The sequence below is a fragment of the Actinomadura sediminis genome (assembly GCF_042675525.1).
Lineage (GTDB): Bacteria > Actinomycetota > Actinomycetes > Streptosporangiales > Streptosporangiaceae > Spirillospora > Spirillospora sediminis.
In genome coordinates this window covers 65,605-88,045 of the sequence record NZ_JBHTJA010000012.1, presented here as the reverse complement: position 1 = coordinate 88,045, position 22,441 = coordinate 65,605, and the positions used below count along the sequence as shown (strand labels likewise).

Sequence of the window (22,441 nt, the reverse complement as noted above, 5' to 3'; positions counted from 1 at the left end):
GTCAGGCGGTCGCCGCGTCGTCCTCGCGCAGGTGGTCGAAGACGTCCAGGGACACCTCCAGGCGGGACAGCAGCCGCGCCAGCTCGCGCCGCTCCGACTGCCGGAGCGCGCCGAGCATCCGGTCCTGCGTGCGGAAGTGCTCCTCGACGACCCGGTCGATGAGGTCGCGGCCCGCCTCGGTCAGCTCGATGTAGACGACGCGGCGGTCGTGCTCGTCCTTGGCGCGGCGCACGAGCCCCGCCTTCTCGAGACGGTCGATGCGCTGCGTCAGGCCGCCGGTGGTGATCAGCCCGATCTGGGCGAGCTCGCCGGCGGTGCGCCGGTACCCGGGGCCGCTGCGGCGCAGCGACGCCAGGACGTCGAACGCCGGGGTGGTGAGGTCGAACTTCGCGAGGGTCTCGGCGACGAGCGTCTGGTACCGGACGTCGCAGCGGTGCAGGCGGCCGAGGACGCGGATGCTGTCGACGTCCATCCCGGGCATCTCGCGGCCCCACTGCTCGATGACCAGATCGATGAGGTCGGACGAAGGACGCTGCGACGCCACGGGGATTCTCCTGAGGGATGAGGGAAATCTTCGGTTGTCCTGCGCGCGCGGGCGGCCGGGACCGGGCCGCCGATGATCCGTCCGGTAGCCGCCTTCCCAGGGTAGACGGTCCGTCGCCGCGGGACGCGGATCGTGCGGCAATTCACTTAGCGGAAAGAGAACGCCGCCGCACCCCGGAGGAGGGTGCGGCGGCCGGCCGGCGGTCAGCGTCCGGACGAGCCGATGACGCCCTCCGCCTCGATCTCGACGGTGAGGCCGGGCTCGGCGAGGCGCGACACCTCGACGAGCGTCGAGCAGGGGAAGTCGCCGGTGAAGAACTCGGCGCGCGCCCGCCCCACCTCGGCCTTGTCGGCGATGTCGGTCAGGTACACGCGGAGGGCGAGGACGTCGTCCATCGTCCCCCCGGCCGCCTCCACGAGCGCCTTGATCTTCGCGAGGGCGCGGCGGGCCTGCTCGTACGTCCCGCCCTCGCCGGTCCCGGCGTGCATGCCGGACAGGACGAACCGGTCGCCGACCCGCTTGCCGTTGCTGAACATCCCCGGGCGCGGCGCCTCCGGGACGGACTCCGCACGGACCGTCTCCGCACGGACCGTCTCCGCACGGACCGTCTCCGCACGGACCGTCTCCGCACGGACCGTCTCCGCACGGACCGTCTCCGCACGGGCCGGTCCCGCGTGCGGGACGTCGTCCGGCGCGTCGTGCCCGCGCGACGCCCGCCACTCCCGCGTCAGCCGTTCGCGCACGGGGACGAAGTCGTACGTCGGGTAGAACTCCGTCTCGAAGACGCCCCACGCGCTCCGTTCCAGTTCGACGTTCACGAGGGCGAGTTCGCTCGCCGGGACGCGGAGGGTGACGATCTGGCCGACGCCCATCGCGACGACCCACGACACGACCTCGGACCGTCCGGGCGGGAAGCGGGTCCACCATTCGCGTTCGCCCAGCGTCGCCTGGATCTCGTGGAGGTTCTTGCCCTGGTCGTGGCGGAGGAGGACGGTCAGCAGGACCGTCTCCTCCCCGCTCACGACGCGGCCCTTCCCCCGGTCCGCGCGGCGGCCTTCGCGGCGGCGGCCTCGGCGAGCGCGGCGGCCTGCTGCTCGGCCTCCGCGCGGAACATGCGGCGGATCCGGACGACGCCGAGGTCGTGCTGGTACAGGTTCTCGCCCGTGTCGGCGTCGGGCGGCATGACCTCGAGCATCCGGCGGTCCTGTTCGAGGACGACCCAGTGCCGTTCCTCGATCGTCGTCCGGTAGAGGAACCGCCACACGTCCCGTTCCCAGCCCTGGACGCGGCGGGTGCGCCAGTGGAAGACGGCCGACTCGGTCGCGGTGATCGGGGTGGCGGTGCCGACGATGCCGAAGGGGCCGCCGGGCCCGGCGAACGCGGCGTACGGGATCTCGAGGTCGACCCAGTCGAGGCCGGTGCGGGCGAACTGGACCCAGTCGAAGTTGACGCCGCGCTGGTCGGTCTTCTCGAAGAAGAACCCGCGGTCGGTCTCCCGGATGCGGAACCGGGCGGTGCTCTCGCCCTCCGCCATCGAGTGCGACTTGCGGTGCAGGAACGCGCCGTGCATCGGGTCGAGGACGTTGTCGATGTAGAACCGCCAGGGGGTCCGCCACTCGACGTAGTTGAGGAAGTGGGACGTCTCGGGGTCGGCGAGCCGGTCCGGGAGCGTGAACTCGACGGGTTCGGGGTGCAGGTCGTCGCCGAAGTAGGCGAAGACCGCACCGGCCTCCTCGCGGAGCGGGAGCGTCTTCACGGCCCGCTTGCCCTCCAGGGCGCAGCCGGGCATGCCGGGCACGGACACGACCGTGCCGGTGCCGTCGACCTGGACGCCGTGGTACTCGCAGGCGATGCGGTCGCCGAGGTGCTGGCCGAGGGAGAGCCGCGCGCCGCGGTGCGGGCAGCGGTCCGCGATCATGTGCGGGGTGCCGTCGGGCTCGCGGAACAGCAGCCAGCCCTCGCCGAGCCGGACCAGCCGCTTCATCTCGCCGGGGCCGACGAGGTGCGACGGGTAGACGGCGTACCAGCGGTTGCGCAGGCCGGTGGCGAGGATGTCCTCGGCGGTCGGCGTCGCCTTCGCGGTCATCATGGTGATCAAGCCCCCAGCCTGCTCATCTCGGCGCGGAACGTGTCTTCGGTGAGGGGTTCGCCGCCCGGCGCGGTGACGCCGCGGGCGCGCAGGCCCGCGACCAGGCCGGGCAGGTCGTGGACGCCGGTGGCGAAGACCTCCTCGATGGCCCCGGCGAGCTTCAGCTCGTAGGGGGTGGGCTCGCGGTCCCGGGTCTGGTGCACCTCGAGATAGAGGTCGCTCATGTTGCACTCCTTCGGGTGTCGGCTCGGTGGGGCAGCCCCTCGGCGATCTGCGCGAAGGACCGCACCCAGGCGTTGAAGGCGTCCGGGCGCTCGTCGTGCACCCGGTGGCCGGCGCCGGCGACGGTGACGAACACGGCGTCGCGGACGCCGCCCGCGTACGTCTGGGCGACCGGCTCGCCGGCGACGCGGTCGTCGTCGCCGCAGATCACGAGGGTGGGCGCGGTGACGCCGTCCAGCGGTGTGCCGGACGGCGCCGCGTGCGGGCCCGCGAGGACGAGGCCGCGCACGAGGCCGGGGCGGCGGGCGGCGAGCGTCACGGCGGCGGGGGCGGCGGCGCCGAAGCCGAGCAGGTGCACGGGGCGTCCGGCGCCGATCGTCCGCACGGCCTCGGCGAACGCGGCGTCGTCCGGTGCGGCCGCGGCTCCGGCCGCGGCGGGGGGCGCCCAGGTCTCGACGCGGAGGTCGGGGTCGAGACCGTCGCGCTGGGCGGCGAACGCGGCGGGCGTCGCGGGCGCGGCGGCGGGATCGCCGAGGCAGACGAGGACGGGCGGCGCGGCCGTCCCGGGTCCGGGCGGATGGTCGTCGTGCACGAGCGCCTCACCTTCAATCCTTGAGCACAAAGAAGCTAAGCGCTTAACTATCGGTCCGGCAAGACCCCCGGGCGCGGGCGCGCCCGGGGGCCGCCGTGCGGTCAGGGGGAGATCTCCTCCAGCGTCCGCCGCGCGGTCTCCTGCGCGAACAGGGCCGCGACCAGGCCGCCCGCGATCGCGACGACGCCGAGCATCAGGAACACCGGCGCGGTGCCGTCGGTGTAGATGAACCCGATGACGATCGGCCCGGCGATCACGCCGATGCGGTTCCAGACGCCGCCCATGCTCACGCCGAGCGCGCGGCTGCGCGTCGGGTACAGCTCGGGCGTGTAGAGGTAGAGACCCATGTTCGCCGCGTTGATGAAGATCGTGGCGAGGCTGATCAGGACGAACACCTGCGTCACGGTCGTCGCGCCGAGGGCGCCGAGCAGCCCCAGCAGCAGCCCGCCCGCGATCATCACGAACGCCATCGCCGGGCGGCGCCCGACGCGGTCGATCGTCAGCGCGATGGCCAGGCAGCCGACGATGCCCGCGAGCAGCGGCACGACGCTGTACTTGAGCGACTCGTCCAGCGGGACGTCGTAGACGGTGTGGTAGATCGTCGGCATCCAGGACGTGATGCCGTAGACGACGAAGTAGGCGGTGAACCAGAGCGCCCAGATGGTGACGGTGCGGCGCGCGTACCGTCCGGCGAACAGCTCGCGGAGCCCGCCGCGGCCCTCGCCCTTGCGCAGGGCGGCGGTCCCGGCCTTCTGCGCGGCCGCGACGTCGGGCGGCGGCAGCGCCGCGCCGGTGGAGCGCTCCACCTCGCGCTCGATGCGGGACATCTCCTTCTCCGCGCCCGCGCGGTTCCCGCGGCCGGCCAGCCAGCGCGGCGACTCGGGGACCATCGTGGCCAGGAACGGGACGACCAGCAGCGGGAGCGCGCCGATCGCGAACAGCCAGCGCCAGCCGAAGGCCGGGACGACGAAGGTCGCGACGACCGCGGCCGTGGCGAGCCCGATCGGGAAGATCAGCTCGTACAGCAGCACGAACCGGCCGCGCCTGGCCGCCTTGGTGATCTCCCCGATGTAGGTGGCGGCCACCGGGACCTCGCCGCCGATGCCGACCCCCTGGACGAACCGCAGCACGAGGAAGATCGCGAGCGACGGGGACGCCGCGAGCGCGAGGCTGGCCAGCGCGTACAGCAGCAGCGAGAACACGATCGTCTTGACGCGGCCGACCCGGTCGGCGAGCCAGCCGGACAGCAGCGCGCCCACGAGCATCCCGAGCGAGCCGGAGGTGATGGCCCAGGTGGCGGCGAGCGGGCTCATGCTCCACTCGTTCTTGATCACGGGCAGCGCGTAGGCGATGAGGAGCTGGTCGAAGGCGTCGAAGAACGTCACGACGCCGATGAGCAGGCGGACCTTCACGTGCCAGCGGCAGAGCGGCAATCGCTCCACGCGCGCGGCCATCTCCGCGGTGAGGCTGGGTGACACGGGGGCTGTCGTCATAGGGCTGGGCTCCTTCGCACGGCACCGCGGACGCCGGGCTGTGCCCGCCGTCACAGGTGCAGTTAGTTAAGAGGCCAGATACTTAGATGTCAATGGTTATGCACCTAACGATCTTTGCGGACGCCCGGCGAACTCACCGGCCGCCCGGGCCGCCCCGCCCGTCCCCGCCGTCCTCCACGGCGCGTTCGGCGGCCTCCAGCGACCGCTCCAGCGCCCGCAGCAGCTCGGTGAGCTGCTCGATCTGCCCGCCGTCCAGCCCGGCGATCATGGCGCGCTCGTTCTCCAGGTGCTCGGCCAGCAGCCGCTCGATCAGCTCGAACCCGCGCTCGGTGAGCCGCGAGTAGACGACCCGGCGGTCCTGCTCGTCCCGCTCGCGGACGATCAGGCCGGCCTTCTCCGCCCGGTCCAGCCGCAGCGTGACCCCGGCCGAGCTGAGCAGGGACGTGTCCGCCAGCTCGCGGGCCGACTGCCGGTACGGCGGCCCGGACCGGCGCAGCGTGATCAGCACGTCGAAGACGGCCGCGTTGATTTCGTGCCGCTCGAACAGCCGCGACAGCAGCCCGCTGTACCGCAGGTAGGAGCGGTGCAGGCGGCCGAGCAGCGCGATCGGCGACGGGTCGAGGTCGGGCCGCATCGCCCGCCACTGGCGCACGATCTCGTCGGTCTCATCCGGCTCCCCCGGGCCGGCCGGCCGTCCCGGCGCGTCCGTTCCGTCCGCCTCGTCCGTCCCGGGGGCGCCGCTCACCGGCCCGGTCCCGCTCTCCCGATCCGCCATCTCCGCTCCCGTTCGCGCAGCTCACCGTGGGGACGGACGGCTCGCCCGAAACCCGGCACGGATCCTAGCCGGGGCATTGCGCCGACCGATCCTTAAGTGCTAAAACGTTTTGCGGTACTTAGCTTAGTACTGAACTTTCTGTCTCCGTCCGGAGAGGAGCGACCCATGACCGAGCACGTCGCGCAGCCCGCCGCCCGGCCGGCCGATCTGGAGGCGCTGATCGACTCCTGCATCGCCGCGCGGGAGACCCGCCACGAGGACTGGGACACCCTCGGCTTCCAGGCCAAGGCGGACGAGCGGTTCCGCCGCGCGCAGATCCGCTACATCGGCTCCGGCGCGACCGGGAACCACGAGACCGACGGCCGGATCCTGCCCGCCGACCACTTCACGTTCTCCAACATGCGGCTCCCGGCCGGGGCGATCGGCCCGGAGCACACCCACCACGACGTCGAGGAGGTCTTCTTCGTCCTGGAGGGCGAACTCGAGGTGACCGTCCACGACGTCGAGGACGGCACGAAGACCGCGTCCCGCATGCTCGGCTACCGCGACCTCGTCCGCGTCCCCGCCGGGGTGCCGCGCAGCCTCCGCAACATCGGCGACACCGACGCGCTGTTCTGCGTCGTCATCGGGACCGGCAGGCCGCAGCTCCCGACGTACCCGCCGACCTCGCCGATGCACGGCGTCACCCGGGACTGACCATGCGGTCACTGCGGCTCGTGCGCTCCACCTGGCTCGCCGACGGCGTCGTCCAGCTCGAGCTCGCCGACCCGGCCGGCGCCGAGCTGCCCGGCTGGGAGCCCGGCGCCCACCTGACCCTGCACCTGCCGGGCGGCCCGTCCCGCGAGTACTCCCTGTGCGGCGACCCCGCCGACCGCGCCCGGTACACGGTCGCGGTGCGGCGCGACCCGGACTCGCGGGGCGGCAGCGCGCACGTCCACGAGCGGCTGCGCGTCGGCGAGATCCTCGACGTGGACGGCCCCAGGAACACCTTCGCGCTGGAGACGGCCCCCGCGTACGTCCTGGTCGCGGGCGGTATCGGCGTCACCCCGATCAAGGCGATGGCCGACGAGCTCGCCGCCCGCGGCGGCGTCCCGTGGACCCTGCTGTACTGCGGCCGGTCGCGGGCGTCCATGGCGTTCGCCGCCGAGCTCGCCGCGCACCCCCGGGCCGTCGTGCACGCCGACGACGAGCACGGCGGGCCGCCCGACGTCGGCGGCGTCCTCGCCAAGGCCCTCGCCGACCTGCCCGGCGGCGCCCTCGTGTACTGCTGCGGGCCCGAACCGCTCCTCCAGGCCGTCCAGGACGCCCTGGACGACCCGTCACGCCTGCGGACGGAACGGTTCCGAGCCCCCGAACCCGTGCGAACCGGCACGGACGGGGACGACGACGCCCCGTTCGACGTCGTGTGCGGGCCCGCCGGTTCACCGTCGAGCCCGGCGCGTCGATCCTCGAGACGCTCCGCGCGGGCGGCGTCGACCTGCCGTCCTCCTGCGAGGAGGGCATCTGCGGCACCTGCGAGACCCGGGTCCTCGCCGGCGAGCCCGAGCACCGCGACCACGTCCTCACCGACGACGAGCGCGCGGCGGGCGCGACGATGATGCTCTGCGTCTCCCGCTCCCGCACCCCCGAACTCGTTCTCGACCTCTAAGGAGCGGGCGATGTCCATGCTTCCCCCCACCCCCGGCGCCTCCCCCGGCCCGATCGCGCGGCTGCGGTCGCTGCGGTCGGTGGCCGTGCGGACGCCCGACGCGGCGGCCGCCGCCGAGTTCTACCAGCACATCTGGGGCCTGAACCCGGTCGAGGCCGACACCGGCGTGACGTGGCTGCGCGGGACGAGCCCGGAGCACCACATCCTCGAGGTGCGGCGGGCGGACGCGAACGCCCTCGGCAAGATCGCGTTCTCGGTGGCGACGCCCCGGGAGGTCGACGAGGCCGCGTTCCGGCTGCGGGCGCACGGCGTCCCGCTCGTCGCCGAGCCCGGACCGCTCGACCAGGCCGGCGGCGGGTACGGGCTGCGGTTCACCGACCCGGAGAACCGGCTGATCGAACTGTCCGCCGACGTCGAGGCGGTCGTCGTCCGCGACCCGAACGGGCTGGAGGCGGTGCCGCGCAAGCTCGCGCACGTCGTCCTGAACACCGTGGACATCGACGCCGCCTGCGACTTCTACACCCGCGTCCTCGGCATGCGGATCTCCGACTGGTCCGAGCACCAGATGGCGTTCCTGCGCTGCAACAGCGACCACCACGTCATCGCGTTCAACCAGGCCGACTGGACGTCGGTGAACCACATGGCGTACGAGATGCCGTCCATCGACCACTTCATGCGCGGCATCGGGCGGCTCCGCCACCACGGCGTCACCCCCCTGTGGGGGCCGGGACGGCACGGGCCGGGCAACAACACGTTCGGCTACTTCGGCGACCCGGCCGGCCTGGTGTGCGAGTACACCTCCGAGGTCGAGCAGGTCGACGAGGACGCGTGGCTGTGCCGCGTGTGGCGCCGCGTGCCCGAACTGTCCGACCTGTGGGGCACCGCGGGACCGCCGTCCACGGACGTCCGGACGCGCATGGCCGGGACCCCCGACGCCGGAGGGTGGTGGGAGAAGTGACCCTCTCCGTCGCCGTGATCGGGTGCGGGGCGATCGGCGGGACCGTCGCGCGCGCCCTGCACGACGGGGACGTCCCGGACGCGCGCCTGGCCGGGGTCGTCGACCCCGCCGGGGCCCGCGGCCTGCCGGAACTGTCGTTCGACGCGGCCCTCCGCGCCGCCGACCTGGTGGTGGAGGCCGCCGGGCAGCGGGCCCTCGCCGAACTCGGGCCCCGCGTCGTCGCGTCCGGCACCGACCTGCTCGTCGTGTCGATCGGCGCGCTCACCGACGACGCGCTGCTGCACGCGCTGAACGGCGCCGGGACGGGCCGCGTCCACCTGGCGTGCGGCGCGATCGGCGGCCTCGACATGCTGCGCGCCGCCGCCCGGATGGGCCCACTGGACGCCGTCCGCATCGTCACCACGAAGAAGCCCCCGGGACTCGTCCAGCCGTGGATGGACGATGCCGAGGCCGCGCGCGTCCGGTCGGCGCCCGGGCCCCTCGAGGTGCGGCGCGGGCCCGCGCGGGAGATCGCCGCCGCGTTCCCGAAGTCGACGAACGTCGCCGCCGCCGTCGCGCTCGCCGCCGGGGACTGGGACGTCGTCGAGGCCGTCGTGGTGGCCGACCCCGGCGCCGACCTGACGTCGCACGTCATCACGGCGTCCGGCCCGGCCGGGGAGTACCGGTTCGAGATCCGCAACCGGCCGTCGCCGCGGAACCCCACGACGAGCCAGGTCGTCCCGTACGCGGTGCTGAAGGCCGTCGGGGACCTCGCCGCCCGGACGGGGGTGTTCCGGTGAGCGCCCCGGTGCTGATGCTGCACGGGATCGGCGGCTGCGCGGCGTCGTTCGACGACCAGGTCCCGGCGTTCGAGGCCGCCGGGCACCGCGTCACCGCGTGGGACGCGCCCGGGTACGGGCCGTCGCCCGACCCCGCATCGGCGCCCGGCATGTCCGGATACGCGGAGGCCGCCGCCGCGCTCGTCGACGAACCCGCGCACGTCGTCGGCGTCTCGTGGGGCGGCGTGATCGCGACCCGCCTCGCCGCCGAACGTCCCGGGCTCGTCCGGTCCCTCGTCCTGGTCGGGTCGTCGCGCGGCTCCGGCCGCACGCCCGGGGGCCGGGCCGCCATGGCGGCGCGCGGACCCGAACTGCGGCGTCTCGGCCCGGCGGAGTTCGCGGCCCGGCGCGGGCCGAGGCTCCTCTCCCCCGAGGCGCCCCCCGACCTGGTGTACCGGGTGGTGTCCGCGATGGCGCGGGCGATCCGCATGCCCGGCTACGCCTTCGCGGCCGCCGCGATGGCCGGCACCGACCACAGCGCCGTGCTCGGCACGCTCGACGTGCCCGCCCTGGTGCTCGCGGGCGACCGCGACACCGTCACCGGGCCGGACGAGAGCCGCGCCATCGCGGCGGCCCTCCCCGGCGCCCGGCTGGAGATCCTCCCCGGCGCGGGGCACGCCACCAACCAGGAACGCCCCGACGAGTTCAACCGGATCGTCCTCGGATTCCTCGCGGAGGTCGAACGGTGAACGCCCCGGACGCGCACGCCCGGATCGTCCTCGAAGGCCCTGCGGGGGTGCGACCATGAGCGCCCCGGACCTGGACGGCCGGCTCGTCGTCGTGACCGGCGCCGGGCGCGGGCTCGGGCTGGAGATCGCGCGCGCCGCCGGGCGCGCGGGCGCCCGGATCGTCGTCGCCGAACGCGACCCCGGACTCGCCGGATCGGCCGTCGCCGGCCTCGCCGCCGAGGGCATCGAGACGCACCGCGTCGACACCGACGTCGCCGACACCGCGTCCGTCGCGGACCTCGCCGGCGCGGTCGCCCGCATCGGGCCCGTGCACGGCGTCGTCAACAACGCGGCCCTCGCGGACGGCGTCGGCGGGCGCCCGTTCTACGACATCGACCCCGAACAGTGGGACGCCGTCCTGACCGTGAACGTGCGCGGCACGTGGCTCGTGTCGCGCGCGCTCTGGCCGCACCTCGCGCGCCCCGGAGGCCGGATCGTGAACCTCGCGTCCGACGCGGCGTTCTACGGTTCGCCCCGGCTCGCGCACTACGTGACGTCCAAGAGCGCGATCGTCGGGATGACGCGCGCGATGGCGCGCGACGCCGGACCGCACGACGTCACCGTCAACGCGGTCGCGCCCGGCCTCACCCTCGGCGAGGCCGCCGACCGCATCCCCGCCGAACGCCACGAGCTGTACCGGCTGAACCGGGCCCTCGACCGGCCGCAGGAACCCGGCGACCTCACCGGCGCCGTCCTGTTCCTGCTGTCGGACGCCGCCTCCTACATCACCGGGCAGACGCTCGTCGTCGACGGCGGCTTCGTCTTCAACTGAAAGGAACACCGATGGATCTCGGGCTCGCCGGGCGGGTCTACGCCGTCACCGGCGCCGGGTCCGGCGTCGGGCTGGCCACCGCCGCGCTGCTGCTCGCCGACGGCGCGCACGTCGCCGCCTGCGCCCGCGACGTCGACCGGCTCCGCGCCGCGCTCGGCCCGCTGCCCCGCGCGGGCGGCGCCCGGACGTACGCGGTGTCGTGCGACGTCCGCGACGGCGCGGCCGTCGCCGCGTTCGTCGATGGCGCGGCCGCCGAGTTCGGGCGCCTCGACGGGGTCGTCAACAACGCGGGCCGCTCCCTGCTCGCGCCCGTCGCCGAGACGTCCGACGAGCAGTGGCGCGACGAGTTCGACCTCAAGATCTTCAGCGTGCTGAACACCGTGCGGGCCGCCGAGCCGCACCTGCGCCGGTCGGACGCGCCCGCGATCGTCAACGTCAACGCGATCCTCGCCCGGCAGCCCGAGTCGCGGCTCGGCGCCACCTCGGCCGCCCGCGCCGCGCTGCTCAACCTCAGCCGGACCCTCGCCGCCGACCTCGCCCCCGTCCGGGTGAACTCGGTGTGCCTCGGCCTCATCGACACCGGCCAGTGGCGCCGCAGGTACGAGACGTCCGGCACCTCCCTCTCGTACGACGAGTGGACCGCCGGGCTCGCCGCCGACCGCGGCATCGCGCTCGGGCGCCTCGGCCGTCCCGAGGAGGTCGCCCACCCGATCGTCGCGCTGCTGTCGCCGCGCGCGTCCTACGTCACCGGATCGTCCCTCGACATCGGCGGAGGAGTCGCCCGATATGTCTGACCCCACCGGCGGTGACCTGCTCGTCCAGGTCCTCCGCGAGCACGGCGTCACCACCGTCTTCGGCGTCGTCAGCGTCCACAACCTGCCGCTGGTCGAGGCCGTCGACCGCGACCTGCGCTTCGTCGCCGTCCGGCACGAGGCCGCCGCGGTCAACGCCGCCGACGCCCACGCACGCGCGTCCGGCGGCCTCGGCTGCGCGCTGACCAGCACCGGGACGGGCGCGGGCAACGCCGCGGGCGCCCTCATCGAGGCGCTCACCGCGGGCTCGCGCGTCCTGCACGTCACCGGGAACATCGACAGCGAGTACCTCGGGCAGGGGCGCGGCGTCATCCACGAGACCAAGGACCAGCTCGGGATGCTCGCGTCCGTCTCCAAGCACGCGGCGGCGATCGCGTCGGCCGCCTCCGCCGGGGACGTCCTGCGCCGCGCGGCGCGCGCGGCGCTGACCCTCCCGCAGGGCCCGGCGAGCGTCGAATGGCCCATCGACCTGCAGTACGCCGCGCAGACGATCGTCCCGGCGGACGCGCCCGCCGCGCGGCCGGCGGACGAGGGGTGGCGCGGCGCGGCCCCGGAGGCGGCACGGCTCCTCGCGTCCGCCCGCCGCCCCGTCATCTGGGCGGGCGGCGGCGCCCGCACCGCCGGACCCGGACTCCGCGCCCTCGCCGAACGCCTCGGCGCGCCGATCCTCACCTCGAACGCCGGGCGCGGCGCCGTCCCCGAGGACCACCCCCTCGTCGTCGGCAACTTCGCCACGAGCCCCGCCGCCGAACCCCTCCTGCGGGACGCCGACCTGCTCCTGAGCATCGGCACGCACTTCCGCTCCCAGGAGACGAAGCACTACAAGCTGAACCTCCCCGAACGCCACGTCCAGATCGACGTCGACCCCGCCGCGATCGGACGCGCGTACCCGGTGACGCTCGGCCTGTGCGGCGACGCGTCGGCCGTCCTCCCGGCGCTCGTCCCTTCCGAGACCTCGGTCGAGGACGGCTGGCGGGCACGCGCGTCCGAAACCCGCCGGGCCGTCCGCGACCGGCTCCGCGCCGACATCGGCCCCTACACCCTCATCAACGACGCCATCCGGGCGCACCTGGACGACGCGTCGCCCATCGCCCGCGACGTGACGATCCCGTCGAGCCAGTGGGGCAACCGGCTCCTGCCGATCCTCGACCCGGCGACGAACATCTTCCCGCTCGGCGGCGGCATCGGGCAGGGCCTCGCGATGGGCATCGGCGCCGCCACCGCCCGCCCGGACGTCCCCACCCTCGTCATCGCGGGCGACGGCGGCTTCTCCGTGCACCTCGGCGAGATCGCGACGCTCGCCCAGGAACGCCCGTGGCTCGTCGTCCTGCTGTTCAACGACGGCGGCTACGGCGTCCTGCGCAACATGCAGGACCGGCACATGGACCGCCGCTCGGGCGTCGACCTGTTCACCCCCGACTTCGCGGCCGTCGCGGCCGCCGCCTCCATGCCCTACGCGCTCGTCCGCGACGCCGCCGACTTCGACGCCGCCTTCGCGAAGGCCGTCACCGCCCGCGAACCGTACTTCCTCGAGGTGGACGTCACCGCGCTCGGCCCGCCCCCGACCCCCTTCGTCCCTCCCGTCCCGGTCCCCTCCACCCGCTGACCGGCCCGCCGCGCCCGTCCCGGCGTGCTCCGCCGTGGCCGCCACCCGGTCACGGCGGAGCCGTTGCGACGGACGTCCCGCAAAGCCCCCCGTCTTTTCCGGACCGTATGCGCGCGAGCACGATCCGTGGCACACTCACGCTTCGTGCGGGGTTTCGCGTTTACCTATCCGGTTAATAATGAAGGGGGAGCCGCGATTGGAGGTGTGTTATGCCGACCGCGCCCTGCGAGATCTCTGCTCATCGGACCGGGATCTCCGCAGGAAGTACGGCGACGCGTGCGCGAGGAGGATCGGGTTGCGCCTTCGCACGCTGGAAGCGGCGGAGAGTCTTGACGACCTCATGCGCGCGCCGGGTCACTGCCACCCGCTCCGCGGCGAGTACTACGAAGACTGCTACGCGTTCCGGCTCCACGGAGCCATGCGGCTCGTCTTCCGCCTGATGACGCCGGAAGAGAAGAAGGACAACGACATCGCGGCCGACACGGCGGCGCTCGTCGTCGAGATCATCGACTACCACCAAGGTTGAGCAGGAAGGGAGTGAGGACGATGGCGACCCCAGAAGTTCATCCGGCCGCGGAACCCGACTATGTCGTGCCGCCGGGGGAGGCCATCCGCGAGTTCCTGGACGACCTGGGCATGACCCAACGGCAGCTCGCCGCGCGCCTCGGCCTCACCCCCAAGCACGTGAACCAGCTCGTCCAGGGCCTGGTGCCGTTGTCCCCGGACGTGGCGGCCCGCCTCGAGCTGGTCACCGGCATGCCCGCCCGCATGTGGAACCGCCTGGAGGCCGACTACCAGACCGAGGTCACGCGGCTGCGCCGACGCGACGATCTCGCCGAACTCGCCGCCTGGATCAGGGACGAGATCCCCGTGAAGGAACTCGTCAAGCGAGGCGCTCTCCCAGCCGACCCCAAGGATCCGGGCAGCCGGGTGCAACAGGTGCTCAGGTTCTTCGGGGTCGCACACCTGGAGACCTACCGCGAGCTGTACGAGTCGAACGCGGTGAGCTTCCGCCAGAGCAAAGCGTTCGAGGTGAAGCCCGGTGCCGTCGCCTCATGGATTCGGATGGGCGAGCTCAAGGCCCAGGACGTCCGCTGCGAGCCGTACAACAAGGCGGGAATCGAGGCCGACCTGCCGCGGCTGCGACTCTTGACCGTCCAGCCGCAAGAAGTGTTCTTCCGGCTCACCAGGGACATTTGCGCGGCACACGGGATCGCGGTGGTCGTGGTGCCCGAGATCGCCGGCACGCGGTCCTGCGGTGCCACCAAGTGGCTGTCGCAGTCGAAGGCCATGGTGATGCTCAGCGGGCGGTACAAGAAGAACGACCAGCTATGGTTCACGTTCTTCCACGAGCTATGCCATGTCATCAAGCACGGCAAGGACCACGTGTGGATCGAGGGCGGCTCCGAGCCGGATCACCCGCGTGAAAGGGAGGCCGACGAGTTCGCCCGGGATCTTCTGATCCCGCCGGAGGACGCGGCGCGCCTTCCCTCCCTGCGCACCCTCACCGCCATTGAACGATTCGCCGAGGAGATCAACGTCGCTCCCGGGATCGTCGTCGGCCGGATGCAACGCGAAGGCCTGCTGGGCTACAAGATCGGCAACAGGCTCAAGCAGGACATCGATCTGGCGGCGGTCGGCTGACGAGCGGGGCCGCGGAGACGTGTCGGCGCGCGGCCGATGCCGGCCGGGCCCCGCGGCCCGGCCGGCCTCCACCGGTGGCCCCGCCGTCCGCTACCCGGAGCGCCAGACGGTGCCGCGTCGCTCGTATTCGAGCACCATCTCGGCGAACAGCGCGGCTTCGGGGCCGTACAGGCGCTCGACCAGCCACAGCGCGAGGTCGAGGCCCGAGGTCACGCCGCCGGAGGTGACCAGGTCGCCGTCGTCGACGACCCGGCCGGGGACCACCTCGCCGCCCCGGGCCTCCAGCTCCTTCTTGGCGGCGTGGTGCGTCGTGCAGGGCCGGCCGTTGGCGATCCCGGCGGCGGCCAGCAGCAGCGCCCCGCTGCACACCGACGCCGTGATCAGGCCGGGGCGCCGCGCGGCCGCCAGCGCCCGGGGAAGGACGCCGCGGCGGATCTCCCGGTCCACCGGAGACCCCTCGCCCAGCCCCCCGCCGGGCACCAGGATCACGTCCGCCGCCCGGGGCGACCACGGCGTGCGCACCGCGACGTCCATGCCGGAGAACGTGGTCACCGTGCGGGGCCCGTCGGCGGTGACGAACTTCTGCTCCACTCCGTGCTCGTCGGCGATGACGCCGAGGACCTCGACCGGCCCGGCGAAGTCCTGCTCCTCCACCCCGTCGTAGAGGACCGTGTGCACCCGCAACGGCCTGCGGGGAGGCCCGGGGGCGGGCGACGCCGGGGCCGCGAACGCACCGAGGCCGAGCGCCGTCGTGGTGACCGTGCCCGTGCGCAGCAGGTCGCGCCTGTTCATCCCGCTCCTCCGCTGCCGGGGCACATCACGTGCGGGGGAACAGCTTCGCGGCCACCGGCTCCCCGGGCGCCGCACCCGGGGGGATGGCGAAGACGGCGCTGCCGGTGTGCCGGATGAAGGCGTTCAGCCGGTCCGCCCCGGCCAGCGCGTTCTGCGCGCGGACGAACTCCCCGGGATCGCGCACGTAGGCGCAGAACAGCACGCCGCTGTCGAAGGCCGCGTGAGCCGACTCGTCGTGCGCGGGCATGCCGTCGCCGTGGTCGTGGCCGTCGTCGTGCTCGTGGTCGTCGTCCTGCGCGCCGCCCGGCTGGAAGCCGTAGTCGTAGTTGTACGAGCGCCGCAGCATCGGGACGTCCCGGACCAGGGCGAGGTGCGAGTCGGCGGGGATGAGGGGCTTTCCGTCCGGTCCCTTCTTGCCGAAGTCGGGGGTGCTGAACTCGTGCCCGCCGCTGAGCGGGGCGCCGTTGTCGCGCCGCCGCCCGATCGTCTCGTCCTGGACGCGTGCCGTGACGGTGTCCCACTTCGGCAGGTCCATGCGGATCTTGCGGAAGACCAGGTAGGTGCCGCCCGAGAACCAGGCCGGTTCCTCCGCGGCGTCGGCCCAGACGACCGCGTCGAACGCTTCCGGGCGGGGATTGACGGTGCCGTCCTTGTGGCCGAACAGGTTGCGCGGCGTCGCGTCGCCGAACCCGCCCAGGAAGCCCTGCTGCGTCCAGCGGAGCCGCGCCAGGCCCGGGGCCCGGCTGCGCAGGGCGCGGAACGCCCGGCTGATGACCTGGAGATCCTCGCCGCAGATCTGGATGAGCAGCTCGCCGCCGCTCCACGCGTCCTCCAGCCCGTCGCCGCGGAAGGCGGGCAGCGGCTCCAGCCGGTGCGGACGGGCGTCCGTCCGGCCGACGCGCTCGAACAGGTCCGGTCCCAGCCCGAAGGTGACGGTCAGCCGGGACGGTTCGAGGCCGTCGGCGATGCCGGTGTCCGGGGGGACCTGCGGCCCGGCGCCCGGCATGGGCCCGGGCAGGCGCCCCTGCGTGAGCCGCTCGGCGACGGCCGTCCACCGTTCCATGAGCCGCCGGAAGTTGCCCGCGAGCCGCTCGGAGCTCAGGCGGTCACCGCTGACCGGGTCGGTGTCCTCCAGGTCGAACGCCACGAACAGCGCGTGCCGCTGCTGCGGTGTGGCGATGCCCGCCTGGTGCGCTCCGTGGAACGGCTCGATCCGCCGCTCCGGCCCGGACGGGCGCGGCGCCTCGTCGCCGCGCGCGTTCACCACCAGCGCTCCGCCCGCCGCCGCACCGGCGGTCGCCGCGACCGTGGTGATGACGGCGCGCCGCGAGAAGGGACGGCTGGACTGTTCCGACATCGAGACCCCCAGAGGAAACACAACCTTCAGCCTTCCTGAAGCCTAACTCCGGCTTCAGGAAGGCTGAAGGTGGGGTGGTTCCAACGGCCGGGAGCCGCTCAAGCGCCAGGTCAGGACATGGCCGGGGCCCCGGATCCTCGACGTCCCCGCGGGAACACCCCTGCGGCCACGCCCCGGCAACGAGCCCGCCGATCATGTGCCGATACGCACCGACCGCGGCCGGAAAGGGCTCAGGGCCGTCAGACCGGTGGGGTCTGACGGCCCTGTCGGCCGGTTTCACGGTCAGGCCTTGTTGAAGGTGTTGCGGGCCCAGAGGTAGGAGGCGATGGCGATGGCGGTGCACCAGGTGGCGGCGATGGCGGCGTTGTTGCCGATGGGCGTGCCCAGGAGGAGCCCGCGGAGGGTCTCCATGATGGGGGTGAAGGGCTGGTAGTCGGCGAACCAGCGGATCGCGGCGGGCATGGAGTCGGTGGGGACGAACCCGCTGCCCAGGAAGGGGAGCAGGACCAGGGGCATGGGGGCGTTGCTGGCGGCCTCGGGCGTCGGGGACTTCATGCCGAGGGCGACCGACAGCCAGGTGATGGCGAGGATGAACAGGGTCAGCAGCCCGGCGGCGGCCAGCCACTCGACGGCGGTGGCGTTGGGGCGGAACCCGATCGCGAAGGCGACCGCGACCAGGACGGCGGCGCCGAGGAGCTGCTGCACGATGCTGCCGGCGACGTGTCCGGTGAGGACGGAGGCGCGGGCGATGCGCATGGTGCGGAAGCGGGCGATGATGCCTTCGGTCATGTCGGTGGCGACCATGACGGCGGTGCCGGTGGCGGCGGTGGCGGCGGCCATGAGCAGGATGCCGGGCAGAACGTAGTTGACGTAGGCGCCACGACCGCCGCCGATGCCGTCGCCGAGCGTTCCGCCCAGGACGTAGACGAACAGCAGCAGGAGGATGACGGGGGTGATGATGAGCTGGATGGTCATGGAGGGGTAGCGGGCGATGCGCTTGAGCTGGCGGCGGGTCATGGTGGCCGAGTCGCGCAGGGCCAGGGCGGGGCTGCTCATCGGGTGGTCTCCTGCTTCTGCTGGTGGTTCTGGCCGGTGAGGGTGAGGAAGACGTCGTCGAGGTCGGGGGTGTGCACCGACAGTTCGGCGGGCTCGACGTCGGCGGTGTCGAGGCGGGCGAGGAGGTCGCGCAGGGCGCGGACGCCGCCGTCGGAGGGGACCTGCAGGGTGAGGCGGTCGTCGTCGGAGGGGTCGATGAAGCCGGTGCCGAGTGCGTCGAGGGCGCGGGCGAGGGTGGTGTCGTCGGTGAACCGCAGCGATATGTGGCCGCCGGGGATGAGGCGCTTGAGTTCGTCGGGGGTGCCCTCGGCGATGAGGCGGCCGCCGTCCAGCAGGGCGATGTGGTCGGCGAGCTGGTCGGCTTCTTCGAGGTACTGGGTGGTCAGGAAGATCGTGACGCCGCTCGCGACGAGGTCGCGGACGACGTTCCACATGGAGCGGCGGCTGCGGGGGTCCAGGCCGGTGGTGGGTTCGTCCAGGAAGATCAGGCGGGGGTCGCCGACCAGGGTCATGGCCAGGTCCAGGCGGCGGCGCATGCCGCCGGAGTAGGTCGAGGCGGGCTTGCCGGCGGCCTCGACCAGGTCGAACTGCTCCAGCAGTTCGGTGGCCCGCCGCTTGCCGTCCTTGCGGGACAGGTGCCGCAGGTCGGCCATCAGGAGCAGGTTCTCCTCGCCGGTGAGGAGCTTGTCGACCGCCGAGTACTGGCCGGTGACCCCGATCGCGCCGCGCACGTCGTCGGGCCGCCGGTGCAGGTCGTGTCCGGCGACGCGGACCTGTCCGGCGTCGGCGCGGGTGAGGGTGGACAGGATCTGCACGGTGGTGGTCTTGCCGGCCCCGTTGGGGCCCAGCAGGGAGAAGATCGTCCCTTCCGGGACCTGGAGGTCGATGCCGTCGAGCACGACCTTCTCGCCGCTCTTGTCCCGGTAGGACTTGCGCAACCCCTCGGCTGCGATCGCCAGATTCGTCATCGGTTCTGCTCCTTCGGCTGCTGCGGGGGTCAGAGGCTGCGGGCGGTGATGTCGCCGTGGGAGGTGGTGGCCTTGATGGCGAGCCCGGGGGTGCCGTCGTTCTTCAGGGCGTTGCTGACACGGCCACGGCCCGTCTGGGCGTCCAGGGCGGCCGACACTCCGGCGGCGGCACCCACCGAGATGTCACCGGACTGCGTCGACAGCACCACCGAGCCGCCACCGGCCTCGGCGATCCGGATGTCGCCGCGCTGGGTGCTGATCTCCGCCGAGCCGCCCAACCGGTCGATCTCGACGTCGCCGTCTGTGGCGGTGAGGCGGACGCCCGCGGCCTCGTCCACCTTGATCTGGCGGTAGGCGCCGTCGAAGGCGACCTCGCCCAGGCGGCCGACGCCCCGGAACTCGGTGGCGGCGGCCGTGACCTCGACCCGGGAGCCGGCGGGCAGCTGAACCGTCACCGCGATGGCGCCCGAGCGGCCGGTCACCTGGTTCCCGGCCGGCGGGGCCTGGACGCGCAGGACGCCGTCCGCGTAGTCGACCGTGGTCTGCTCGGCCGCCTTGACGTCGCGGCCCTTGGAGGCGTCGGCCGGCAGGACCTCGACGGCGGTGTCGGCGCGGTCGGCGGCGACGAACTGCACGCGGCCGGCGGGGACGTCCAGGACGGCGGTGATCGGGGCGGGGGTGTCGTACTCGTTCATCGTGCTCTCCTTGGGGTTCGTTCTTTCCGACACCGCAAACGCTACGTTGCGTTTATGAAGTTGGCAACATCTATGTTGCACAGAAGAGGAGTCATCGCAGGTCAATTGCCGAATATCATTGCAATGGCTCTGACATTCATCGCAACAACGTCTTCGTAGTTGCGTTGCAATGAATGAGGTGAAGGCTATGGGGATCGGTGTCCGAGAGCATGGGGCCCTCGGGCGCCGAGGCGCGGGCGGTCTCCGGGCTCGACGTCCAGCCGGTACTCGTTGGTGCGGTGGTGCAGCCGGAACCCCAGATGCCGGTTGACGGCCAGCAGGGCGGCGTCGTTCCCGGCAGTGTCGGTGGCGACCTGCGTGACCTGCGGGTAGTCGTCGTACAGCAGGCGCAGCATCGACGCCTTGACCCACAGGTCCAAGCCCAGGCCGTGATGGTCGTCGGCCGGCGGGCGGTCGTGCTGGGTCGCACGGGCCCCGCCTCCTCCGGGGACGACGACCTCGGTGCAGCCGACGACCTTGCGGCCGTGCTCGGCGGCGACCGTCAGGAGCACGTCGCCCGGGACGGCGTCCTCGCGGCCCGGCGGAGCGATCCGCGCCGTCTTCGTCAGCCGGTAGCCCGGATGCTCCACCGCGACCATCTCGTCCAGCCACCCCGGATGCACGTCCCGCAGCGACAGCAGCAGGTGGTGCAGCGTGCGCAGGCGGGTCAGGCCGCGCCGCAGGCAGAAGGCGTCGCCGGTCCCGCCCGCGGGCACGGCCACGACGACGCGGCTCAGGCCGCGGACGCGCGCCTCGGCGGTCAGCGTGTCCACCAGCCGGGCGCCGACGCCGCGGCGCCGATGCGCCGGGTGGACGTGCACGTGCGCGCGTCCCGCCGCCGTGGTGGACGGCAGGCGCAGGACCGCCAGGCCCACGACCCGGCCCGCGCGGGTGGCGGTCCAGACGGCCGTCGCCCCGGCGGTCAGGTGAGCGTGGAACCGGTCGGGGGGCGCGGGCGCCGTACCGGGCGCGTCCGCGGCCATGGAAGCCGCGACCACCGCGTACCAGGCCCGCAGGCGCGGCCCGTCCGGTTCCTCCCGTGCCGGTTCGGCCCGGGCGACGCGCAGCCGGGCCGGCCGGGACCGAGCGTCGTCAGCGGCCTGCGTCATCGGTCATGTCCCATTCCCTGGTCGCCGGCGGGCGGTCCCGCCCGGTCGGGGCGACGAGTCGCCCGTTACAGGCTCGCGGGGCGGCGGCCCCGGAACAACGGCCATGTCGGGAAGGCAGCGTTGCCCGAACGGTCATCGATGCGAGTTGTGTCAACGGAGCGTTGACGGCTAGGTTCACGATCGGTTCAAGGGGGTCCATGGAGCTTCGAGACATTGAGATCTTCTTGGTGTTGGCTGAGGAAGTGCACTTCGGACGTACCGCCGAGCGGCTGCGCATCACCCCGTCCCGGGTCAGCCACGTCATCAAGAAGACCGAACGCCGCATCGGCGCCCCGCTGTTCGCACGCACCTCCCGGACCGTCCGTCTCACCCCGCTGGGCGAACGGCTCCGCGACGACCTCCTCCCGGCGCACCTGCGGATCCAGCAGGCCGTGGACCGGGCCGTCGCCGAGGCGCGCGGCATCACCGGCACCCTGCGCATCGGCTACTCCACCCCGTGGTGCGCCGACCTGCTCCTCAAGGCGGCCCAGACCTTCCGCGCCCGCTACGCCGACTGCACCGTCCACATCCAGGAGATCCAGCTCAACGATCCGCACGGCCCGCTGCGCCGGGGCGAACTCGACCTGCAGCTCAGCGAGCTCCCCGTCGCCGAACCCGGCATCACCGCCGGACCCACCGTCCTGTCCGAGCCCCGGGCCCTGCTCGTCCCCGCCGACCATCCCCTCGCCCAGCGGGAGCACATGTCGATGGAGGACCTCGCCGACATCCCCCTGATCACTCCGGGCGGGAACTTTCCGCACTACATGGCGGCCGTCCACCTGCCCACCCACACCCCGTCCGGCCGCGCCATCCCTCGCGGGCCGGTCTTCACCTACTGGGCCGAGGTGCTCTCCCTGGTCGCCGCCGGCCTCGGCGCCTTCCCGGTCTCGGCGCGCGGCGCGGACTACTTCGCCCGGCCCGGCGTCGCCTTCGTCCCCTTCCTGGACGCGCCGCCCGTCGAGTACGGCCTCCTGTGGCCGACCAGCGGGCAGTCCCCCCGCGCCATGGCGTTCGTCGACCTGCTCGGCGACCTCGCCGAGGACGAGTGACCAGGACGCACCCGACGACGCCCGCGATCATCGTGCTGGAGCCGACCGCACGACGGCCCCGCCGATCGCGGCGGCACCTCTCCACGCGGGACGCCCGTGACGCGGGTGCGGACGGACGAGCCGGTCCGTTCGTCAGCGGCCGGGCTCGATCGCCGCGCGCACCGCGTCCCGGATCGCCTGGTGCAGCGGTTCGGCGTCCGCGCCGAAGATCCGTTCGTCGACCTCGGCCACCGCCTCCCGCGCCGCCTCCAGCAGCCGGGCGCCCTCCGCCGTGATCTCGATCGTCGAGGCGGACCCGGCACGCGCGTTGCGGTCGCGCACCAGGCCCGCCGCGGCGAGCGACTTCACCGCCGCGTGCACGCTCTGCACGGTGATCCCGGACATCCGCGCCAGATCGCTGAACGACGCCCCCGGCACGGTGGCGATGTGACCGAGCAGGCCGAGCCTGCCGACCGTGAGCCCCAGCGGCGCGAGGACGGGGGCGAGTTCGGCCTCGATCCGGCGCGCGAGCGACAGCACGAAGACGGACGTGCTCGTCACCCGGGGTCCGGTCCGTCCGCTCTCGGTGCTCACCCTCCCAGTCTCCCGCAGATCGAGCACCCCGCGGCGGGTCCGCGCCCGCCGTGACACGCCGGC

25 protein-coding genes and 1 pseudogene are annotated in these 22,441 nt (G+C 73.4%); 12 read left to right on the top strand and 14 right to left on the bottom strand.

What is annotated here, in order from left to right; all coding sequences use genetic code 11:
- Position 1: 1 nt before the first annotated feature.
- The 7 genes from ACFQ11_RS09565 to ACFQ11_RS09535 all read right to left on the bottom strand — a co-directional run bounded on the left by ACFQ11_RS09565 (position 2) and on the right by ACFQ11_RS09535 (position 5,715).
- Positions 2 to 544 carry a MarR family winged helix-turn-helix transcriptional regulator gene (locus ACFQ11_RS09565; protein WP_378297636.1) on the bottom strand — a complete coding sequence of 181 codons (543 nt, stop codon included), beginning with the start codon at positions 542 to 544 and terminating at the stop codon, positions 2 to 4.
- Positions 545 to 747: 203 nt separating this feature from the next.
- Positions 748 to 1,566: a RidA family protein gene (locus ACFQ11_RS09560; protein ID WP_378297635.1), complete on the bottom strand. Its 819-nt coding sequence runs from the start codon at positions 1,564 to 1,566 to the stop codon at positions 748 to 750.
- On the bottom strand, positions 1,563 to 2,633 hold the full coding sequence (locus tag ACFQ11_RS09555; RefSeq protein WP_378297666.1) for a Rieske 2Fe-2S domain-containing protein: 1,071 nt from the start codon (positions 2,631 to 2,633) through the stop codon (positions 1,563 to 1,565). Before ACFQ11_RS09555 ends, ACFQ11_RS09560 begins: the two co-directional genes overlap by 4 nt.
- A gap of 5 nt (positions 2,634 to 2,638) precedes the next feature.
- Positions 2,639 to 2,857 (bottom strand): recombinase-like helix-turn-helix domain-containing protein, encoded by a 219-nt coding sequence (locus tag ACFQ11_RS09550; protein WP_378297634.1) that lies wholly within the window; start codon positions 2,855 to 2,857, stop codon positions 2,639 to 2,641.
- Positions 2,854 to 3,447 (bottom strand): alpha/beta fold hydrolase, encoded by a 594-nt coding sequence (locus ACFQ11_RS09545; protein ID WP_378297633.1) that lies wholly within the window; start codon positions 3,445 to 3,447, stop codon positions 2,854 to 2,856. The genes ACFQ11_RS09550 and ACFQ11_RS09545 overlap by 4 nt, the downstream gene beginning before the upstream one ends.
- A 101-nt stretch (positions 3,448 to 3,548) precedes the next feature.
- The gene (locus tag ACFQ11_RS09540; protein WP_378297632.1) at positions 3,549 to 4,940 is read right to left on the bottom strand and encodes an MFS transporter; all 1,392 of its coding nucleotides are present in this window, start codon (positions 4,938 to 4,940) and stop codon (positions 3,549 to 3,551) included.
- Between the two features lie 133 nt (positions 4,941 to 5,073).
- On the bottom strand, positions 5,074 to 5,715 hold the full coding sequence (locus ACFQ11_RS09535; protein WP_378297631.1) for a MarR family winged helix-turn-helix transcriptional regulator: 642 nt from the start codon (positions 5,713 to 5,715) through the stop codon (positions 5,074 to 5,076).
- Positions 5,716 to 5,880: 165 nt separating this feature from the next.
- Here ACFQ11_RS09535 and ACFQ11_RS09530 point away from each other — a divergent pair, with 165 nt between their 5' ends.
- From ACFQ11_RS09530 to ACFQ11_RS09480, 11 genes and pseudogenes are all read left to right on the top strand, one after another.
- A complete protein-coding gene (locus tag ACFQ11_RS09530) occupies positions 5,881 to 6,411 on the top strand; it encodes a cupin domain-containing protein (RefSeq protein WP_378297630.1) in 531 nt (176 codons plus the stop codon).
- Between the two features lie 2 nt (positions 6,412 to 6,413).
- Positions 6,414 to 6,956 (top strand): annotated as a pseudogene (locus ACFQ11_RS09525) (ferredoxin reductase); the annotation flags it as partial.
- 164 nt (positions 6,957 to 7,120) lie between these two features.
- Entirely contained in the window at positions 7,121 to 7,363 is a 243-nt protein-coding gene (locus ACFQ11_RS09520) for a 2Fe-2S iron-sulfur cluster-binding protein (RefSeq protein ID WP_378297629.1), read from the top strand.
- 10 nt (positions 7,364 to 7,373) lie between these two features.
- Positions 7,374 to 8,321 carry a VOC family protein gene (locus tag ACFQ11_RS09515; RefSeq protein WP_378297628.1) on the top strand — a complete coding sequence of 316 codons (948 nt, stop codon included), beginning with the start codon at positions 7,374 to 7,376 and terminating at the stop codon, positions 8,319 to 8,321.
- A complete protein-coding gene (locus tag ACFQ11_RS09510) occupies positions 8,318 to 9,100 on the top strand; it encodes an aspartate dehydrogenase domain-containing protein (protein ID WP_378297627.1) in 783 nt (260 codons plus the stop codon). The genes ACFQ11_RS09515 and ACFQ11_RS09510 overlap by 4 nt, the downstream gene beginning before the upstream one ends.
- Positions 9,097 to 9,828 carry an alpha/beta fold hydrolase gene (locus tag ACFQ11_RS09505; protein WP_378297626.1) on the top strand — a complete coding sequence of 244 codons (732 nt, stop codon included), beginning with the start codon at positions 9,097 to 9,099 and terminating at the stop codon, positions 9,826 to 9,828. Before ACFQ11_RS09510 ends, ACFQ11_RS09505 begins: the two co-directional genes overlap by 4 nt.
- 55 nt (positions 9,829 to 9,883) lie before the next feature.
- Entirely contained in the window at positions 9,884 to 10,639 is a 756-nt protein-coding gene (locus tag ACFQ11_RS09500; RefSeq protein ID WP_378297625.1) for an SDR family oxidoreductase, read from the top strand.
- 11 nt (positions 10,640 to 10,650) lie between these two features.
- Positions 10,651 to 11,433 carry an SDR family oxidoreductase gene (locus ACFQ11_RS09495; protein ID WP_378297624.1) on the top strand — a complete coding sequence of 261 codons (783 nt, stop codon included), beginning with the start codon at positions 10,651 to 10,653 and terminating at the stop codon, positions 11,431 to 11,433.
- A complete protein-coding gene (locus ACFQ11_RS09490) occupies positions 11,426 to 13,057 on the top strand; it encodes a thiamine pyrophosphate-binding protein (RefSeq protein ID WP_378297623.1) in 1,632 nt (543 codons plus the stop codon). Before ACFQ11_RS09495 ends, ACFQ11_RS09490 begins: the two co-directional genes overlap by 8 nt.
- A 295-nt stretch (positions 13,058 to 13,352) precedes the next feature.
- The gene (locus ACFQ11_RS09485) at positions 13,353 to 13,583 is read left to right on the top strand and encodes a hypothetical protein (RefSeq protein WP_378297622.1); all 231 of its coding nucleotides are present in this window, start codon (positions 13,353 to 13,355) and stop codon (positions 13,581 to 13,583) included.
- Positions 13,584 to 13,603: 20 nt separating this feature from the next.
- A complete protein-coding gene (locus ACFQ11_RS09480; RefSeq protein WP_378297621.1) occupies positions 13,604 to 14,701 on the top strand; it encodes a HigA family addiction module antitoxin in 1,098 nt (365 codons plus the stop codon).
- Positions 14,702 to 14,791: 90 nt separating this feature from the next.
- Here ACFQ11_RS09480 and ACFQ11_RS09475 read toward each other — a convergent pair whose 3' ends face one another.
- From ACFQ11_RS09475 to ACFQ11_RS09450, 6 genes are all read right to left on the bottom strand, one after another.
- A complete protein-coding gene (locus ACFQ11_RS09475) occupies positions 14,792 to 15,493 on the bottom strand; it encodes a DJ-1/PfpI family protein (RefSeq protein ID WP_378297620.1) in 702 nt (233 codons plus the stop codon).
- 25 nt (positions 15,494 to 15,518) lie between these two features.
- Entirely contained in the window at positions 15,519 to 16,850 is a 1,332-nt protein-coding gene (locus ACFQ11_RS09470) for a Dyp-type peroxidase (RefSeq protein ID WP_378297619.1), read from the bottom strand.
- Between the two features lie 282 nt (positions 16,851 to 17,132).
- The gene (locus ACFQ11_RS09465) at positions 17,133 to 17,906 is read right to left on the bottom strand and encodes an ABC transporter permease (protein ID WP_378297618.1); all 774 of its coding nucleotides are present in this window, start codon (positions 17,904 to 17,906) and stop codon (positions 17,133 to 17,135) included.
- Positions 17,903 to 18,874 carry an ATP-binding cassette domain-containing protein gene (locus ACFQ11_RS09460; RefSeq protein WP_378297617.1) on the bottom strand — a complete coding sequence of 324 codons (972 nt, stop codon included), beginning with the start codon at positions 18,872 to 18,874 and terminating at the stop codon, positions 17,903 to 17,905. Before ACFQ11_RS09460 ends, ACFQ11_RS09465 begins: the two co-directional genes overlap by 4 nt.
- Before the next feature lie 29 nt (positions 18,875 to 18,903).
- Positions 18,904 to 19,569 (bottom strand): DUF4097 family beta strand repeat-containing protein, encoded by a 666-nt coding sequence (locus ACFQ11_RS09455; protein WP_378297616.1) that lies wholly within the window; start codon positions 19,567 to 19,569, stop codon positions 18,904 to 18,906.
- A gap of 185 nt (positions 19,570 to 19,754) precedes the next feature.
- Entirely contained in the window at positions 19,755 to 20,717 is a 963-nt protein-coding gene (locus tag ACFQ11_RS09450) for a GNAT family N-acetyltransferase (protein ID WP_378297615.1), read from the bottom strand.
- Between the two features lie 197 nt (positions 20,718 to 20,914).
- On the opposite strand from ACFQ11_RS09450, the gene ACFQ11_RS09445 reads away from it, so the two are divergent.
- The gene (locus ACFQ11_RS09445; protein ID WP_378297614.1) at positions 20,915 to 21,805 is read left to right on the top strand and encodes a LysR family transcriptional regulator; all 891 of its coding nucleotides are present in this window, start codon (positions 20,915 to 20,917) and stop codon (positions 21,803 to 21,805) included.
- A 132-nt stretch (positions 21,806 to 21,937) separates the two neighbouring features.
- Here ACFQ11_RS09445 and ACFQ11_RS09440 read toward each other — a convergent pair whose 3' ends face one another.
- The gene (locus ACFQ11_RS09440) at positions 21,938 to 22,378 is read right to left on the bottom strand and encodes a MarR family winged helix-turn-helix transcriptional regulator (RefSeq protein WP_378297613.1); all 441 of its coding nucleotides are present in this window, start codon (positions 22,376 to 22,378) and stop codon (positions 21,938 to 21,940) included.
- Between the last annotated feature and the right edge of the window lie 63 nt (positions 22,379 to 22,441).

What these genes read in the sequence shown, in the direction of transcription:
- ACFQ11_RS09555 (WP_378297666.1), bottom strand. Translation starts at nt 2,633, where the DNA reads ATGATGACCGCGAAGGCGACGCCGACCGCCGAGGACATCCTCGCCACC.
- ACFQ11_RS09550 (WP_378297634.1), bottom strand. Translation starts at nt 2,857, where the DNA reads ATGAGCGACCTCTATCTCGAGGTGCACCAGACCCGGGACCGCGAGCCC.
- ACFQ11_RS09540 (WP_378297632.1), bottom strand. Translation starts at nt 4,940, where the DNA reads ATGACGACAGCCCCCGTGTCACCCAGCCTCACCGCGGAGATGGCCGCG.
- ACFQ11_RS09535 (WP_378297631.1), bottom strand. Translation starts at nt 5,715, where the DNA reads ATGGCGGATCGGGAGAGCGGGACCGGGCCGGTGAGCGGCGCCCCCGGG.
- ACFQ11_RS09530 (WP_378297630.1), top strand. Translation starts at nt 5,881, where the DNA reads ATGACCGAGCACGTCGCGCAGCCCGCCGCCCGGCCGGCCGATCTGGAG.
- ACFQ11_RS09515 (WP_378297628.1), top strand. Translation starts at nt 7,374, where the DNA reads ATGTCCATGCTTCCCCCCACCCCCGGCGCCTCCCCCGGCCCGATCGCG.
- ACFQ11_RS09500 (WP_378297625.1), top strand. Translation starts at nt 9,884, where the DNA reads ATGAGCGCCCCGGACCTGGACGGCCGGCTCGTCGTCGTGACCGGCGCC.
- ACFQ11_RS09495 (WP_378297624.1), top strand. Translation starts at nt 10,651, where the DNA reads ATGGATCTCGGGCTCGCCGGGCGGGTCTACGCCGTCACCGGCGCCGGG.
- ACFQ11_RS09490 (WP_378297623.1), top strand. Translation starts at nt 11,426, where the DNA reads ATGTCTGACCCCACCGGCGGTGACCTGCTCGTCCAGGTCCTCCGCGAG.
- ACFQ11_RS09480 (WP_378297621.1), top strand. Translation starts at nt 13,604, where the DNA reads ATGGCGACCCCAGAAGTTCATCCGGCCGCGGAACCCGACTATGTCGTG.
- ACFQ11_RS09475 (WP_378297620.1), bottom strand. Translation starts at nt 15,493, where the DNA reads ATGAACAGGCGCGACCTGCTGCGCACGGGCACGGTCACCACGACGGCG.
- ACFQ11_RS09470 (WP_378297619.1), bottom strand. Translation starts at nt 16,850, where the DNA reads ATGTCGGAACAGTCCAGCCGTCCCTTCTCGCGGCGCGCCGTCATCACC.
- ACFQ11_RS09465 (WP_378297618.1), bottom strand. Translation starts at nt 17,906, where the DNA reads ATGAGCAGCCCCGCCCTGGCCCTGCGCGACTCGGCCACCATGACCCGC.
- ACFQ11_RS09460 (WP_378297617.1), bottom strand. Translation starts at nt 18,874, where the DNA reads ATGACGAATCTGGCGATCGCAGCCGAGGGGTTGCGCAAGTCCTACCGG.
- ACFQ11_RS09455 (WP_378297616.1), bottom strand. Translation starts at nt 19,569, where the DNA reads ATGAACGAGTACGACACCCCCGCCCCGATCACCGCCGTCCTGGACGTC.
- ACFQ11_RS09450 (WP_378297615.1), bottom strand. Translation starts at nt 20,717, where the DNA reads ATGACGCAGGCCGCTGACGACGCTCGGTCCCGGCCGGCCCGGCTGCGC.
- ACFQ11_RS09445 (WP_378297614.1), top strand. Translation starts at nt 20,915, where the DNA reads ATGGAGCTTCGAGACATTGAGATCTTCTTGGTGTTGGCTGAGGAAGTG.